The following is a 14,502-nucleotide window of genomic DNA, read 5'->3' as shown; positions in this document are numbered from 1 at the left end:
AGGTTCTCGGTGCGAACCGTGGACGGGCGTACGGATCAGGTCGTGGTCGTCGGAGCGGGCCTCGGCGGCCTGGCCTGCGCACTGCACCTGGCGGGCAGCGGGCGGCAGGTGACCCTGCTGGAACGTGAGCCGGTGCCGGGTGGACGGGCCGGACGGCTCAGCGTGGACGGCTACGAGTTCGACACCGGCCCCACCGTGCTCACCATGCCCGACCTGATCGCCGAGGCGCTCGGCGCGGTGGGCGAGGAGCTGTCCGACTGGGTCGACCTGATGCCGCTCGACCCGGCGTACCGCGCCTACTACCCGGACGGCTCCACGCTCGACGTGCTGACCGACACCGCCCGGATGGCGGCGGAGATCTCCCGGGTCTGCGGGCCCCGCGAGGCCGACGGCTACCTGCGGTTCGTCGACTTCGCACGGAACCTGTGGCGGTTGGAGCGGGCCGACTTCATCGAGCGCAACCTCGACGCCCCCACCGACCTGCTCACCGCCAACCTGCTCAAGCTGGTCGCCACCGGCGCCTTCCGGCGGCTCCAGACCAAGATCGACCAGTTCTTCCGCGACCCGCGTACCCGGCGCATCTTCTCCTTCCAGGCGATGTACGCCGGCCTCGCCCCGCACGACGCGCTGGCCATCTACGCGGTCATCGCGTACCTCGACTCGGTCGCCGGGGTCTTCTTCCCGCGCGGCGGCATCCACGCGGTCTCGCGCGGGCTGGCCGGCGCCGCCGAGAAGCACGGCGTCAAGATCCGGTACGGCACCACGGTGACCCGGGTGGAGACCGCCCACGGCCGGGCCACCGGCGTGCTGACCGCCGACGGCGAGTTCGTCCCCGCCGACGTCGTGGTCCTCAACCCCGACCTGCCGGTGGCCTACCGCGACCTGCTGCCGGCGACCCGGCAACGCCGCCTGACCTACTCGCCGTCCTGCGTCGTGCTGCACGTCGGCTCGACCCAGGGCTACCGGCGCATCGCGCACCACAACATCCACTTCGGGCGCTCCTGGAAGGGCACGTTCGACGAGGTCATCCGACGCGGTGAGCTGATGAGCGACCCGTCCCTGCTGGTCACCAACCCGAGCCGGACGGACCCGGCGGTCGCGCCTGCCGGACGGCACACCTACTACGTGCTCGCCCCGGTGCCGAACCTGGAGCGGGCACCCTTCGAGTGGCGCGGCGACCTCACCGCCCGCTACTCCGACCAGCTCGTCGCCACCCTTGAGGAACGCGGCTACGTCGGCTTCGGCGACGGCGTCGAGGTGCTCCGGGCGGTCACCCCGGCCGAGTGGGCGGAGCAGGGCATGGCCGCCGGCACGCCGTTCGCCGCCGCGCACACCCTGTTCCAGACCGGTCCGTTCCGCCCGTCGAACCTGCACCCGTCGCTGTCCAACGTGGTGTTCGTCGGCTCGGGCACGCAGCCCGGCGTCGGGGTTCCCATGGTGCTCATCTCGGGCAAGCTGGCCGCCGGTCGCATCACCGGCCGTGGCCGCTGAACGAAGGATGGCTCTGATGTCACTGTCGCGGGAAGCCCACCTGGTCGAGCTGGTCGACGATTCGGGCCGACGGATCGGGTCGGCCACCGTGTCCGCCGCCCACCAGACCCCCGGTCAACTGCACCGTGCCTTCTCCGTGCTGCTCGTCTCGCCGGACGGCCGGATCCTCCTCCAGCGTCGGGCTGCGGCGAAGACACGGTTCCCGCTGCGCTGGGCCAACACGTGCTGTGGTCACCCGCAGCCCGGTGAGGACGTGGCCGAGTCCGCCAACCGCCGGCTACACGAGGAACTCGGCGTCGGCCCGGTGGTGCTGACCGAGGTCGGCGTGCACGTGTACCGCGCCGAGGACCCGTCCACGGGTCGGGTCGAAGTCGAGTACGACCACGTCCTGCGTGGCGAGTTCTCGCCGGACACACCACTGAGTCCCGAGCCTGCGGAGGTCGCCGAGCTGCGCTGGGTCGACCCTGCGGCACTGGCCGCCGAGCTCGACCGTGACCCCGACGCGTACGCGCCGTGGCTGGTCGGCGTGGTGGACCGTCTGCTCCACCCCTCGGCCCCGGCCGGCGACGGGCCGGAGCGGCCGGGTGGCCGATGAGGCACTGAGCGCGGGGGCGGTCGCCCGACGACTCGGCGTCGCGGTGACCACGCTGCGCACCTGGCACCAGCGCTACGGCCTCGGGCCCAGCGAGCACGTACCCGGACACCACCGCCGCTACACGACGGCCGACCTCGCCCGGCTGGAGGTCATGCGACGGCTCACCGGCGAGGGGCTCAGTCCGGCGGAGGCGGCGCGATGGGCCCGGCAGGCTCCCGCCACGGCGGCGGGTGGTGTCGCCCGGTCGAGGACCGCGCGGGACGGCGGAGGCAACACCATTCCGGTGGGCCGCGCCGGTCCGGCAGCGCGCGGCCTGGCGCGTGCCGCGATGCGGCTGGACGCGGTCGCGATCAACGAGGCGATCTCACGCAGCCTGGCCACCGAGGGTGTGATCGGCACCTGGGACAGGCTGCTGCGCCCGGTGCTCGCCGGCATCGGGCAACGGCACGCCGCGACAGACGTGTTGATCGAGGTGGAGCATCTGCTGTCGCGCTGTGTCTCGGCGGCGTTCGCCTTGGCGGCGGCCACCCGTCCCGTCCTCGGGCCGCCGCGCATCCTGCTGTCCTGCGCCGACGAGGAGCAGCACAGCCTGCCCCTGGAGGCGCTGGCCGCCGCGCTGGCCGAGGCCGGTGTCGCGCACCGGATGCTCGGCGCCCGGGTCCCGGTGAGGGCGCTGCTGGACGCGATCGACCGGACCGGACCGGCCGCCGTGGTGGTCTGGTCGCACACCCGGGCCACGGCCGATGCCACCCAGCTCAGCGCCTTGCTGACCGTTCCGCGTCGACCGCTGCTGGTCCTCGCGGCGGGACCGGGGTGGCGGGCCGAGAGTCTGCCGGCCGGGGTGGTCCGGCCGATCGACCTGACCGAAGCGGTCTCGCTCATCGTCGCCGTACGCGACTCGCTCGACCGTTCGGCCGCATCCTGAGAGAAATTTCGGGGCCTTTGCAGGCTTCCATAGGGGTTCACGGCATTAGGTCGGCACGGAAAGCGGTGGCGTCCTGACCCGGCGTTTGTCTACTCAAATCGGGTGAACTAGCGTCGGGCAGTCCGTCGAACCCGAACCCCTCTCGGGAGCGAACGATGCGTACCCGTGTCCTGCTCGCGTGTGTCACGAGCCTGGTCCTCCTGGTGACCGGCTGCGGCGGTGGCGGCGAGTCGCCCCAGGCGACCACCCCGTCCAGCCCTCCTCCGTCGGCCGCCCTGCCCCCGGAGCCCTCGCCGTCACCGACGCTGGCCCCGCCCAAGCCCCCACTGCGGGCCCTGCCGGCCAAGCTGCCGGCCGGGCTGGTCCGCACCACCGGGGCCGAGGGGGTGGCTCTCACCTTCGACGACGGACCCGATCCGACCTGGACGCCCAAGGTGCTCGACCGCCTGAAGAAGGCGGGCGTCACCGCCACCTTCTGTGTGGTCGGCGCCCAGGTCCGCAAGCATCCCGACCTGCTCCGGCGGATCGTCCGGGAGGGGCACCAGCTCTGCAACCACAGCTGGAACCACGACCTCGACCTCGCCCGGCGGCCGGTCGCCGAGATCCGCGCCGACCTGGTCCGGACGAACAAGGAGATCCGGCGGGCGGTGCCCGACGCGGAGATCCCGTTCTACCGCCAGCCCGGCGGCCGGTGGACCGCCGAGGTGGTGCGGGTCGCCAAGAAGCTGGACATGCGGTCGCTGCACTGGACGGTGGACCCGCAGGACTGGGCCAAGCCGACCGCCGCCACGATCGAGAAGCGGGTGAAGCGCAGCGCCAAGCCCGGCGCGGTGGTGCTGCTGCACGACGGAGGCGGCAATCGGGCCGCCACGCTCGCCGCCTGCACCAGGGTGATCGCCGCCCTGAAGCGCGACCTCGGCATCACCAAGCTCGGATAGACCCGTTCTGAGCTGCACTTTTACGAGACGTTGCGGCGGTAGCCACACCGGTTTGGCCGACCGGTGAGACATCACGTATGCTTTCCAAGCCTCCGGCGGGGCCGGATGGGAGCAAGTCCGCTCACGTTGCGAATGTGCAATGATAGCGGGGCCGCCCTCATCGTCTAGCGGCCCAGGACGCCGCCCTTTCAAGGCGGTAGCACGGGTTCGAATCCCGTTGGGGGCACGGTTCGACTTCGGTCGAATGCAACACCAGCTAGGTCCTGTGGAGCAGTTGGAGTGCTCGCCGCCCTGTCAAGGCGGAGGTCGCGGGTTCAAGTCCCGTCAGGACCGCAAGCGCTGACGCCGCGCACCTCGCGCGGCGTTCTGCGTATCGGGGCATGTGACCCTCCCGACGGGGACCCGGTGGGACGGGTAGCATGAGCCGAGCACCACGGCCAGGTAGCTCAGTTGGTACGAGCGTCCGACTGAAAATCGGAAGGTCGGCGGTTCGACCCCGCCCCTGGCCACATAGCCTTTCGCCGGGCTACAGCAACGCCGACCAGCGGAAACGCCGGTCGGTGTTTTGCTTTCCCCGGTAACGCCGCTCAGCCGTCCTGGCGACGTTGTGCCAATCCGCTCTGGATGGCGTCCCACACGCTGCGCCCCGCCTGCAGGATGCTCTCCCCGGTCTGCTCGGCCAACTGCCGGGCCGCCGACGGCTCGGGTCCGTTCGGCTCGGTGGTGCCCGCTCCCGGCTCCGTCCCGGCCCCGCCCGGCGGGGTGTGACGCGGCCCGTCCTGCGACCTTTCCCGCTGCCCGTCCCGCTGGATGTCGCGTGGCCTCGTCCGGTCCGGGCCGGCACCGGCGTCGCCACGTGCCCTGCCGGCCACCGCCCCGATCGCCCCCACCTGTTGTCCGAGGTCGTCGGTGGCTCCGCCCGGTGGTCCGATCCCGGGTTCCGGCACCTCACCGACCCCGTCGGCGGTCCGACCGACGGCCTGGCCCTCGCGCCCCGCACCCCGACCGGCCGGTGATCCACCCGTACGGTCCGTGGCGTACCCGCCCAGCGAACTGTCAGTGGGTCTGGTCGGCGGGGGGCCGGGGTGCTCGTCCCTCGCATCTCTCGACCGGCGGGACGCGTCGATCACCTGGGGGTGGTGGTCGATCGTGGTGAGCGCGCGGTCGAGGATCGTGACCAGCTTCTCCAGGCGTACCTTGAGCAGAGCCTGGGCCTGCACCCCGGTGACGTCCAGGTCCACACCCTCCAGGCGGATGCGGGCACCGGCGTCGACCTCCAGCAGACCGGCCACCCGGGCCCGCAGGGAGAGGTCGGCTTCCAATCCGTCGACGGAGAGCCGGAGCGAGTCGACCGACACCCTCGGCACGTCCAACAGGACGTCCGGCTCCACCCGTGCCGGCTCGCCGCCGCCTGCGCCGGGACGGTCCCGGTGCCCCGTCCCGAGGCGCGGCTCGTGCGGTTGTCCGGACCCGGGTACCGACGCCTGCGGCTGTTCGCCCATGCTCTCCGCTCCGCCCCACCGCCCTGGACCACCCCGGCGGCATCGCGCCGCGGATACCCGCTCCGGAGGCCGCCATCCGCCGATGTCCGTGGCGGACCGGAATCGACCCGTAAGCGGATCTTCCGGCAGGTCTCGGCCTTGCGGGAAGCTGCGCACGCGGGCATGAGCCGGTATGGTCCGGGCCTATGGGACAGGGGATTACTGATCCGATCGACATCCGACAGGATCACGAGCGGTTCACGATCCACAGCGCCCTGGTCGTCCCGGCCGCCCCCGAGCAGGCCTACGCGGTGTTCACCAGCAGGCTCGCCGACTGGTGGGTGATGGAGTACACCTGGTCCGGCCCGGAGGCCCTGGCCGAGCTTGGCATGGAGCTGCAGGCCGGCGGCATGCTCTATGAGATCGGCCCCTACGGCTTCCGCAGCGACTGGGGCCGGGTGCTGACCTGGGATCCGCCCCGGCGTCTGGTGTTCACCTGGCAGATCGGGGCGGACCGCGCCCCGGTGCCCGATCCGGCGCAGGCCAGCGAGGTCGAGGTGCTGTTCACGCCGGAAGGCTCCGGCACCCTGGTCGAGGTCGCGCACCGGCACTTCGACCGGCACGGCCAGGCTGCGGAGGGCTACCGGCAGGCGCTGACCGCCGGCTGGCACGAGCTGCTGTCCCGGTACGCCACCACGGTGGTCCAGTCCGGCACCTGAACGGGCTGCCGTTGTCGCTCAGGCGGACCGGTGCCGCCGGGCGCTGCGGCTCAGGCGGACCGGTGCCGCAGGGTGGCCACCGTCGAACCGGCGAGGGTCAGCAGGCACTCCGGCAGCAGCCCGTCGGCGACCGCCGCACCGAACAGGGCACGGGCGGTGTCCAGGTCCGAGTTGGCGTACGCGCTGACGAAACGGGCCACCCAGCGGGCGTCGTACTCGGCCTGGTCGATTTCGGGGAAGTCGAGCGCGCAGGCGCCGGGCGGCACCGGATCACCGACCATCGTCGCGGCCAGGCACCACGCCACGTCGTACGCCCCGACGAGGCCGGCCCGGTCCACCACCGCGTCGAATGTCCCGACCACACCGTCGGAGTCGCCGTCGAGCGCCGAACTGAGGATGGCGGAGGCGTCGTCGTACGTCTGCTGTGGCGAGTCGGTCACCCACCGCACGGTAGGGGGCCCGGTCAAGCGACCACCGATGGTAACTCTCCGTAATTAGGGAGGGCGACCTGCGGATAGACACGCCTCCACGGTCCCGCCGTGCGTCACGGCACGTTAGTCTGCGCAGCGGACCTTCGCCGTAGGAAGGACGACGATGCACATGTCACGCGGCTTGCGGGCGGCCATCATGGCCACCTGCGCCACCCTCCTGCTCGCCACCAGCGCGTGCGGGAACGACCAGACCGAGGAGGCGGGCGCCGACCAGGTGCGCCTCTACGGTACGGACGGCAACATGCTCAACTCGTACCCGGAAGAGTTGCAGGATCGCGCCAACCTCGTCGACGGCATGAAGGGCACCACTCCCCTGACTCCGCTGCCGGAGGACTTCAAGAACCGGCTCCGGTCCATGGACCCGGGGCTGAACGACTTCCTCTACGCCGCCGAGGCGTACGACGCGGTGGTGATCAGCGCGCTCGCGACGGAACTCGCCGGCAGCACCAACCCGGCGGCCATCGCCCGGCAGATCGTCGGCGTCACCAACGAGGGCACCCGCTGCGAGACCCCCGCCCAGTGCCTGCGGCTGGCCCGCGACGGCGACGACATCGAGTACCGCAGCGTGTCGATCACCCGCGCCGGGTTCACCGACGCCGGTGAGCCCGCCACCGCCAGTTACGCCACCCTGCACTTCGACAACCAGCAGCTCAACGACGCCAAGACGGAGTTCGTCGGCGCCGGGGACGAGTCGGCGGCGAGCACGAAGGCGCCGCCGCGTGGCAGCCAGCAGCCCAGCGGCGCGCCGCTCGTCCTCGGCGGTCTGCTGCCCAAGACCGGCGACCTGGCCCTGGCGTACCCGCCGATCGCAGCCGGTGTGGGCCTGGCGATCAAGGAGATCAACGCGGCCGGCGGTGTGCTCGACGAGGACGTGGTCTGGATCGACGGCGACGACGGCACGGACCCGACGGTCGCCAAGCGGACGGTCGCCAGCCACGTCGGTGCCGGGGTGCACGTGATCATCGGGGCCGGCGCCTCCGGTATCTCAGCCGCCGTCCTGCCGGACGTGGTGGCGGCCGGCCGCATCCTCTTCTCCCCGTCGAACACCGCCGCGTCGCTGACCGACGCGGAGGACAAGGGCCTCTACTTCCGTACCGCGCCGCCGGACAGCCTCCAGGGTCGGGCGTTGGCCGACGTGATCCTCCGCGACGGGCCGCAGAAGATCGCCATCGTGGCCCGTAAGGACGCCTACGGCGAGGGCCTCCAAGAGGCCGTCCGAGCCGAACTGGAGCGGGCCGGGTTCGGCGGCGACAAGGTGACGCTGCTCGGCTACGAGCCGGGCGAGGGTGCCGACGCCGCACCGATCAACTTCAGTGACGGTGCCAAGCAGATCAAGGATTTCGGTGCCGACGCCGTACTTCTCATCGGCTTCAGCGAGTCGGCCGCGGTGATCCGGGCGCTGGCGGACGCCGACGTGCCGCTGGCCGCGCTGGGCCGCTGACCGATCCGACAGCGACGGCCGCACCGGAGGGTTCCGGTGCGGCCGTCGTGGTCTCTGCGGTCGGTCTCAGCGACCGCGACGCCGGTCCAGGAAATCCGTCATCCGGCGGTACTTCTCGTCGTCCTCGAAGAGCACCGCCTGGCTGACCAGGTCCAGGTGCGGATGGGCGGCGGGCGGTGCGTCCACGGCGAGCTTGGTCAGCCGCAGCGCCAGCGCCGAGCCCTTCGCCATCTCGTCGATCAGCGCGTGGGCCGCCGGCAGCAACTCCTCCGGCCCCGCCACCACCCGGTTGACCAGTCCGATCCGGGACGCCTCCGCCGCGTCCACCCGGCGACCGGTGAACAGCAGTTCCTTGGCCCGAGCCTCACCGACCAGCGCCGGCAGCCGGTGCGTCGCGCCGGCACCGGCCAGGATGCCGAGCCGCACCTCCGGCTGGCCGAAGACCGCCCGCTCGGTGCAGACCCGCAGATCGCAGGCGTACGCGAGCTCGGCGCCACCGCCCAGAGCAGGACCGTCGACGGCCGCCACGGTCGGCATCGGCAGCGCCCGGATCCGGGCGAAGGCGGCCGAGTTGATCGCGGCCAGCGCATCCAGGCGGCCCCGCTCGCGTAGCTGACCGATGTCCGCCCCACCGGCGAAGATCCCGTCGGTGCCGCCGGTCAGCAACAGCATCCGGGGACGGGCCTCCAGGTCGGCGCAGACCTCGTGCAGCGCGGCGATCAGGTCGGCGTCGATGGCGTTGCGCTTCTCCGGCCGGTCCAGTGTGACCACCAGCCGGTCCGGGCGTTCCTCGACCCGCAGCCCGCCGCTCATCGGACCGCGCCCGTCCGGCCGGCGGAAGCCGCGCCCGGCGTCCCCTCGCCCGTCTCAGGCCGCGCCGTGCCGTCCGTACGCACACCGTCGACCCAGTGATAGAAGCCCTGCCCCGACTTCTTGCCCAGCCGACCGGCCGCCACCATCTCGGTCAGCAGCGGTGGCGGCGCGAACCGGTCCCCGTACGCGGCCTGGAGGGTGCGGGCGATGTCGAGGCGTACGTCCAGACCCACCAGGTCGGTCAGCTCCAGTGGCCCGACCGGGTGCCGGTAGCCGAGCACCATCGCCTTGTCGATGTCGGCCGGGTCGGCCACCCCGTCGGCGACCATCCGGATCGCCTCCAGACCGAGGGCCACCCCGAGCCGGGAGGTGGCGAAGCCCGGCATGTCGCGTACCACCACGGGGTCCTTGCCCAGCCGGGTGGCGAGCGTGACGGCGGCGGCGGTGGTCTCCGGCGCGGTGGCCGCGCCGACCACGATCTCCAGCAGCGCCATCGCCCAGACCGGGTTGAAGAAGTGCAGCCCGCAGAAGCGCTCGGGCCGGCGCAGTCCCTGGGCCAGCTCGGCGATCGGGATGCTGGAGGTGTTGCTGCCCAGTAGGGCCGGGTGCAGCGCCTCCGCCTCGGCCAGCACGGCCCGCTTCAGGTCGAGCCGTTCCGGCACCGCCTCCACGATCACCTGTGGCTCCGCAGCCACCTCGGCCAGGCCCGCCCGCAGGGTGACGCGTTCCTGGTTCGCGGCGGCCTGCGCCACGGTCAACCTGCCGCGCCGGACGCCCCGGTCCCACAGCTCGGCGAGCCGGATCATTGCCTCCGCACCGCGTTCCCGGTCCACCTCGACCAGTTCCACCGTGTGGCCGGCGCCGGCCGCCACGTACGCGATGCCGAGGCCCATGGTGCCGGCACCCACCACCACGAATCGTTCAGTCATGGTGCCACCACCGCAGGGTGACGACGACACGCTCTCCGACGCCGTCGACGCGCGGGATCGCCGCCACGCCGCAACCGGCCCGTACGCTCCGCTCAGTCATGCTGCGACCCTATGCAGCACCGACCGGGCCCGATGCGTGGGGGCGGACGGGATCGGGTACAGACCGCCGACAGCCAAAGGGAAGGACGAACAGATGAGCCAGGCACCGGAGACCACGGGCGACTCGGGCACCCAGGAGACCGTCGAGACGCGCGGCGACGAGCGCATCGAGTTGCTGCGCGCCGACACCAACAACGACGGCCGTACCGACGTCTGGGTGGTCGACACCGACGGTGACGGCAAGGCCGACCTGTTCCAGTTCGACACCGACGGCGACGGCAAGGTGGACGTCACGATGGTCGACATCGACGAGGACGGTCAGCCCGACGAGGTCGTCGACGGCGACGGCGGCCTGCCGCCCGAGCAGCTCCCCCCGACCGTCCAGGTCTAAGCCTTCGGAGCAAGGAAGGGTCCCCTGCTAACGCCTACGGCATAGCAGGGGACCCTTCCTAACATCCGGCGGCGCCCAGGCGCTCAGCTCAGGGCGCCCAGGCGCTCAGCTCAGGCGGCCTTCGGCGCTCAGCTCAGGCGCAGGGTGGCGAGGTAGTACGGGGCGTCCCGGTCGTCCACGTCGGTCAGTCGCCATGCGGTGCCCCGGACCAGTTCGGCGAGTTCGGCCGGCGAGCAGACCAGGTAGTCGAACCAGGGCGTACCGAGTTCGCGGTAGCGCAGCCGCAGCCGGAGCTGCCCGCCGAGGCGGCCCCGTCGACGGTTGCGCTCGTGGTAGCGGCTGTGCAGCGGATCGGTGGTGCCGTACGGGTCGGTGCCGTGCGCGATCACCTGCGCCCCGGGGTTGGCCATCGCGGCCAGGGCCGCCAGGAAGGCGGGTGCGCGCTCCCGACCCTCGAACAGGCCCAGGTTGTTGCCGAGCAACAGGAACGTGTCGTAGCGCCGCCCGTCGGCGCAGTGCTCGTCGACCGTGCCGTGCACCAGATCGCGTACGCCCCGACGACGGCACACCGCGAGCGCGCCGGGCGAGACGTCCAGCCCGGTCACGGGTACGCCGCGCTCCTGCAACAGCAGCGCGATCCGGCCGCCGCCGACGCCGACGTCCAGTGTCGCGCCCCGCACCCGGTCCACGGCCCGGTGGTCGTGTGGTTGCCACTCCTGCGGCCCGGCCAGGTAGTGGGCGGCGGGCGCGCCGTTGACCAGCCCGTCGTCCCGTTCGATGATCTCGATGACCGGTCGGGGCAGCCGCCCGCCGGCCAGCGGCCGGGGACCGACCCCGGTCGCCACCGCCAGCGCGTCGCGCAGCAGTTCTCCGAAGACGTCACCGATCCGTGGTTCCCCCGTCACGTCCTTAACGCTAACGGGCTGCTCAGTCGCGCGCGACGCCCGTATCCTGGGCGGCGTGACCACGTTGGACCGCCTCTCGGCGGAGAAGTACATACTCCTCACGACCTTCCGCAAGGACGGCCGCGCGGTGCCGACCCCGGTCTGGGCGGTACGCGACGGCGACGCCCTGGCGGTGTGGTCTGCGGCGGATGCCGGCAAGGTGAAGCGGATCCGGCGCAGTGGGGATGTCACGGTGGCGCCGTGCGACGTGCGCGGTCGACCCCATGGCGAGGCGGTGCCCGCCCGGGCGAGCCTCTACGACCCCGGAGCGACCGATCGCATCCGGGGGCTGATCAAGCAGAAGTACCGAGTGATCGGGCGGCTGACGCTGCTCGGCAGCCGACTCCGCCGGGGCACCGGCGGCACGGTGGGGATCCGGGTCGAGCTGACCGGCTGAGGCCGGTACGCCGACCCGGCCGCCGGGTCGGGACATGTCGAAGGGCGACGGATTCGAGAATCCGTCGCCCTTCGTGGTGTCTCTGCTATCTACCAGCCGGTCAGTCCCCCTGACGCTGCTGCGGGATCTGCCCCTGCAACAGCGCCCTGACCTCGGACTCGCGATACCGGCGGTGGCCGCCCAGGGTCCGGATGGCGCTCAGCTTGCCGGCCTTCGCCCAGCGGGTCACCGTCTTCGGGTCGACACGGAACATCGACGCCACCTCGGCCGGTGTGAGTAGCGGCTCTGGTTCGTGCGTTCGCGATGCCATCGGTCACTCCTCCACATGTAGAGACATCGGCCGGGGTCCCGCCGGCCGACGCGTCTCCCATGGTCCGGCTAGTCCCCGATGTCCGACATGGGCCGAACGGCCGAACGTCCCTAGACGGACGGATGAACCATGCCCGATTTATACGACTATTACACGCCAGAAAGTACCTTATTCGGACTCATAGTCACGGTTCGTGACGCAACAACTACGAGCACGCCTCATGTTGCAGCCCGAAATTTGGGCAAAAGCGGACTAGTTGCAGCGTTCTAGAAGTTGCACGGCCCGCCAGCGCGCAACGAGCTTGTCGTACGCCGCAGACGCCTCCTCGGCCTCACCACGCGACAGTCCGGCGAGTCCCGTGGCGACGAGTTCCGCCGAGTCGTCCTCGGCGAGCGTCTCGTCGGAGAGCAACTCGACCAGACCCCCGTAGTCCAGTTCCACCACCGAGCGGGGGTGGAACTCCTCCAGCCACCGGGCGGCCTCCTCGACCGCCTCGGTGATGGGCGCCTCCCCCACCGACTTGCGCAGCACCGACAGCGCACGCGACGACCGGCGACGGGCCTTCGAGATCTCCGTCCGGAAGCGCAACGCACGACGCTCCGGTGCGGTCACGTGGTGACGCTCCTGCGCCTCGAAGAGCACGAACCAGCGCAGCGGCACCCCCCAGGTGGCGATCTGCTCGTGCACCCGGGGTACGCCGTGCTCCAGCACCCGGGCCCCGCTGCGCCAGTCCTCCACCACGGCCTTGGCCTGCCCGGCCAGCACCGGCGGCACGAACGCGTCGGCGAGCACCGCCGGCACCCCGTCCCGGGCGCTCAGCGCGGCCTCGGCCACCCGGATACGCAGGTTCCACGGGCACACCAGCAGCGTCTCGTCCGTCTCCAGCACGTACGCCTCGTCGGGCAGGTCGGGCAGCCGGGTCCAGCCGGCACCGAGCGCCTCGATCACCGAGGTCCGTTGCCGTACCGGTCCCTCCACCGGCGCCACCGCCCGCCCCTGCTCGACGTAGCGCCGCCAGTACGCCTGACGATCGCGATCGAAGGCGGTCAGCGGCTCGTACACGCGCAGGTATGAGGCGAAGAGCGACGGCACGGCGCGATCCTCCCACGAACGGCAAGCCGAGCGTTGCTCGGCGTCACCCGGCCGGTACCGCGTGGCGAGCCGAAACGGGGGTCCGGCGCCCTCGTCGCGCCCTACGGCGCGGGCGTCGGGACGCCCGGTGCGTACGCCCGCTGGGCGGGACGTGGACGCCCGGGAGGGGCCGGGGAGCGCCCGTCGATACTAGGCTCGCACCACCGGCAGCATCCCCGCCGGCTCGACCGAGGTCCGCGTCCCACAAGGACGCCCGCCGACACAGGAGCCAGTCATGGGCGTATTCGCCACTTCCGACGACCCGGGGTCCACGGGCCACGAGCAGGTCGTGTTCTGCCAGGACAAGCAGACCGGCCTGAAGGCGATCATCGGGATCTACTCCACCGCGCTCGGCCCGGCGCTGGGTGGCACCCGCTTCTACCCGTACGCGAGCGAGGAGGCCGCCCTCGCCGACGTGCTCGACCTGTCCCGCGGCATGGCGTACAAGAACGCTCTCGCCGGGCTGGACCTGGGTGGCGGCAAGGCGGTCATCTGGGGTGACCCCGAGCAGATCAAGAGCGAGGCGCTGCTGCGCGCGTACGGCCGCTTCGTGGAGTCGCTGAGCGGGCGCTACTACACCGCCTGCGACGTCGGCACGTACGTGCCGGACATGGACGTCATCGCCCGCGAGACGCGGTACGTCACGGGCCGCAGTGTCGAGCACGGCGGCGCCGGCGATTCCTCGATCCTCACCGCCTGGGGCGTCTTCCAGGGCATGCGCGCGGCGGCCGAGCACGTCTGGGGGGTCCCCACGCTGCACGGCAGGCGGGTCGGTGTGGCCGGCCTGGGCAAGGTCGGCAAGTACCTGGTCGGTCACCTGCTGGAGGACGGCGCCGAGGTGGTGGCCACCGACGTGAGCCCCCGCGCGCTGGACTGGGCGCGGACCACCCACCCCGAGGTGACGCTCGTCGAGGACGCGTCCGCGCTGGCCGCCGCCGACATCGACGTGTACGCACCCTGCGCCCTGGGCGGCGCCCTGGACGACGACACGGTCGGCGCGCTGCGGGCGAAGGTGGTCGCCGGTGCGGCGAACAACCAGCTCGCCCACTCGGGCGTGGAGAAGCTGCTCGCCGACCGGGGCATCCTCTACGCGCCGGACTACGTGGTGAACGCCGGTGGTGTGATCCAGGTCGCGGACGAGATCGAGGGCTTCGACTTCGACCGCGCCAAGCTGCGGGCGACCCGCATCTTCGACACCACGCGGGAGATCCTCCGGCTCGCCGACACCGACGGTGTCCCGCCCGCCGTGGCGGCCGACCGGCTGGCGGAGCGGCGGATGGCCGACATCGGCCGGCTGCGCGCGATCCACCTGCGGTGACCTCGCCGAACGTTGAGGGCGGGCCGCGTTGCTCCCGCCCTCAACGGGCGCATCCGGCTAAACTGAAAATACGACGCGTTCATGGAGTT

Annotated in this window: 16 protein-coding genes and 3 tRNA genes; 12 read left to right on the top strand and 7 right to left on the bottom strand. The window is 71.9% G+C overall.

The window, feature by feature from the left end; translation table 11 throughout:
- The first annotated feature begins 9 nt into the window (after positions 1 to 9).
- From crtI to EYA84_RS02905, 7 genes are all read left to right on the top strand, one after another.
- Positions 10 to 1,491, top strand: coding sequence for a phytoene desaturase family protein (gene crtI / locus EYA84_RS02935; RefSeq protein ID WP_201272276.1), 1,482 nt, complete (start codon positions 10 to 12; stop codon positions 1,489 to 1,491).
- Between the two features lie 16 nt (positions 1,492 to 1,507).
- Complete coding sequence (gene idi / locus EYA84_RS02930; protein ID WP_131051433.1) at positions 1,508 to 2,086, top strand: isopentenyl-diphosphate Delta-isomerase; 579 nt, start codon at positions 1,508 to 1,510, stop codon at positions 2,084 to 2,086.
- On the top strand, positions 2,076 to 3,011 hold the full coding sequence (locus EYA84_RS02925; RefSeq protein ID WP_131051432.1) for a MerR family transcriptional regulator: 936 nt from the start codon (positions 2,076 to 2,078) through the stop codon (positions 3,009 to 3,011). The genes idi and EYA84_RS02925 overlap by 11 nt, the downstream gene beginning before the upstream one ends.
- Positions 3,012 to 3,166: 155 nt before the next feature.
- Positions 3,167 to 3,949 (top strand): polysaccharide deacetylase family protein, encoded by a 783-nt coding sequence (locus EYA84_RS02920; protein ID WP_131051431.1) that lies wholly within the window; start codon positions 3,167 to 3,169, stop codon positions 3,947 to 3,949.
- 153 nt (positions 3,950 to 4,102) lie between these two features.
- Positions 4,103 to 4,175, top strand: a tRNA-Glu gene (locus tag EYA84_RS02915).
- 33 nt (positions 4,176 to 4,208) lie between these two features.
- Positions 4,209 to 4,282: transfer RNA gene (locus EYA84_RS02910), tRNA-Asp, on the top strand.
- Between the two features lie 102 nt (positions 4,283 to 4,384).
- A tRNA-Phe gene (locus tag EYA84_RS02905) sits at positions 4,385 to 4,458 on the top strand.
- A 78-nt stretch (positions 4,459 to 4,536) separates the two neighbouring features.
- Here EYA84_RS02905 and EYA84_RS02900 read toward each other — a convergent pair.
- A complete protein-coding gene (locus EYA84_RS02900; protein ID WP_131051430.1) occupies positions 4,537 to 5,451 on the bottom strand; it encodes a hypothetical protein in 915 nt (304 codons plus the stop codon).
- Between the two features lie 185 nt (positions 5,452 to 5,636).
- On the opposite strand from EYA84_RS02900, the gene EYA84_RS02895 reads away from it, so the two are divergent.
- Positions 5,637 to 6,149: an SRPBCC family protein gene (locus EYA84_RS02895; protein WP_131051429.1), complete on the top strand. Its 513-nt coding sequence runs from the start codon at positions 5,637 to 5,639 to the stop codon at positions 6,147 to 6,149.
- A 50-nt stretch (positions 6,150 to 6,199) separates the two neighbouring features.
- On the opposite strand, the gene EYA84_RS02890 is transcribed toward EYA84_RS02895, so the two are convergent.
- On the bottom strand, positions 6,200 to 6,589 hold the full coding sequence (locus EYA84_RS02890; RefSeq protein ID WP_131051428.1) for a hypothetical protein: 390 nt from the start codon (positions 6,587 to 6,589) through the stop codon (positions 6,200 to 6,202).
- A 154-nt stretch (positions 6,590 to 6,743) separates the two neighbouring features.
- Here EYA84_RS02890 and EYA84_RS02885 point away from each other — a divergent pair, with 154 nt between their 5' ends.
- Complete coding sequence (locus EYA84_RS02885) at positions 6,744 to 8,081, top strand: ABC transporter substrate-binding protein (protein WP_131051427.1); 1,338 nt, start codon at positions 6,744 to 6,746, stop codon at positions 8,079 to 8,081.
- A gap of 66 nt (positions 8,082 to 8,147) precedes the next feature.
- Here EYA84_RS02885 and EYA84_RS02880 read toward each other — a convergent pair whose 3' ends face one another.
- A complete protein-coding gene (locus EYA84_RS02880) occupies positions 8,148 to 8,894 on the bottom strand; it encodes an enoyl-CoA hydratase/isomerase family protein (protein ID WP_131051426.1) in 747 nt (248 codons plus the stop codon).
- The gene (locus EYA84_RS02875; RefSeq protein WP_131051425.1) at positions 8,891 to 9,823 is read right to left on the bottom strand and encodes a 3-hydroxyacyl-CoA dehydrogenase family protein; all 933 of its coding nucleotides are present in this window, start codon (positions 9,821 to 9,823) and stop codon (positions 8,891 to 8,893) included. The genes EYA84_RS02880 and EYA84_RS02875 overlap by 4 nt, the downstream gene beginning before the upstream one ends.
- Before the next feature lie 193 nt (positions 9,824 to 10,016).
- Between EYA84_RS02875 and EYA84_RS02870 the strand changes: the two genes are divergently transcribed.
- A complete protein-coding gene (locus EYA84_RS02870; RefSeq protein ID WP_131051424.1) occupies positions 10,017 to 10,313 on the top strand; it encodes a hypothetical protein in 297 nt (98 codons plus the stop codon).
- A 128-nt stretch (positions 10,314 to 10,441) separates the two neighbouring features.
- Here the strand turns inward: EYA84_RS02870 and EYA84_RS02865 are convergent, their stop codons facing one another.
- On the bottom strand, positions 10,442 to 11,218 hold the full coding sequence (locus EYA84_RS02865; RefSeq protein ID WP_131051423.1) for a bifunctional 2-polyprenyl-6-hydroxyphenol methylase/3-demethylubiquinol 3-O-methyltransferase UbiG: 777 nt from the start codon (positions 11,216 to 11,218) through the stop codon (positions 10,442 to 10,444).
- Positions 11,219 to 11,273: 55 nt separating this feature from the next.
- Here EYA84_RS02865 and EYA84_RS02860 point away from each other — a divergent pair, with 55 nt between their 5' ends.
- The gene (locus EYA84_RS02860) at positions 11,274 to 11,654 is read left to right on the top strand and encodes a PPOX class F420-dependent oxidoreductase (protein WP_117229983.1); all 381 of its coding nucleotides are present in this window, start codon (positions 11,274 to 11,276) and stop codon (positions 11,652 to 11,654) included.
- 100 nt (positions 11,655 to 11,754) lie between these two features.
- Here the strand turns inward: EYA84_RS02860 and EYA84_RS02855 are convergent, their stop codons facing one another.
- Positions 11,755 to 11,964, bottom strand: a complete 210-nt coding sequence (locus tag EYA84_RS02855) for a BldC family transcriptional regulator (protein WP_007073996.1) — start codon at positions 11,962 to 11,964, stop codon at positions 11,755 to 11,757.
- A gap of 252 nt (positions 11,965 to 12,216) precedes the next feature.
- Complete coding sequence (locus EYA84_RS02850; protein ID WP_131051422.1) at positions 12,217 to 13,056, bottom strand: hypothetical protein; 840 nt, start codon at positions 13,054 to 13,056, stop codon at positions 12,217 to 12,219.
- A gap of 274 nt (positions 13,057 to 13,330) precedes the next feature.
- On the opposite strand from EYA84_RS02850, the gene EYA84_RS02845 reads away from it, so the two are divergent.
- The gene (locus tag EYA84_RS02845) at positions 13,331 to 14,413 is read left to right on the top strand and encodes a Glu/Leu/Phe/Val dehydrogenase (RefSeq protein ID WP_131051421.1); all 1,083 of its coding nucleotides are present in this window, start codon (positions 13,331 to 13,333) and stop codon (positions 14,411 to 14,413) included.
- Positions 14,414 to 14,502 lie beyond the last annotated feature (89 nt).

Origin of the sequence: Verrucosispora sp. SN26_14.1, from assembly GCF_004307965.1 — a bacterium.
In the GTDB taxonomy this organism is placed as follows: Bacteria; Actinomycetota; Actinomycetes; order Mycobacteriales; family Micromonosporaceae; genus Micromonospora.
The sequence above is the reverse complement of the archived record's forward strand: the minus strand, read 5'-3'. Positions and strand labels throughout refer to the sequence as shown.

Coding starts and splice junctions, on each gene's coding strand:
- EYA84_RS02845 (WP_131051421.1), top strand. CDS start 13,331: ATGGGCGTATTCGCCACTTCCGACGACCCGGGGTCCACGGGCCACGAG.
- EYA84_RS02870 (WP_131051424.1), top strand. CDS start 10,017: ATGAGCCAGGCACCGGAGACCACGGGCGACTCGGGCACCCAGGAGACC.
- EYA84_RS02895 (WP_131051429.1), top strand. CDS start 5,637: ATGGGACAGGGGATTACTGATCCGATCGACATCCGACAGGATCACGAG.
- EYA84_RS02880 (WP_131051426.1), bottom strand. CDS start 8,894: ATGAGCGGCGGGCTGCGGGTCGAGGAACGCCCGGACCGGCTGGTGGTC.
- EYA84_RS02885 (WP_131051427.1), top strand. CDS start 6,744: ATGCACATGTCACGCGGCTTGCGGGCGGCCATCATGGCCACCTGCGCC.
- EYA84_RS02900 (WP_131051430.1), bottom strand. CDS start 5,451: ATGGGCGAACAGCCGCAGGCGTCGGTACCCGGGTCCGGACAACCGCAC.
- idi (WP_131051433.1), top strand. CDS start 1,508: ATGTCACTGTCGCGGGAAGCCCACCTGGTCGAGCTGGTCGACGATTCG.
- EYA84_RS02920 (WP_131051431.1), top strand. CDS start 3,167: ATGCGTACCCGTGTCCTGCTCGCGTGTGTCACGAGCCTGGTCCTCCTG.
- EYA84_RS02855 (WP_007073996.1), bottom strand. CDS start 11,964: ATGGCATCGCGAACGCACGAACCAGAGCCGCTACTCACACCGGCCGAG.
- EYA84_RS02875 (WP_131051425.1), bottom strand. CDS start 9,823: ATGACTGAACGATTCGTGGTGGTGGGTGCCGGCACCATGGGCCTCGGC.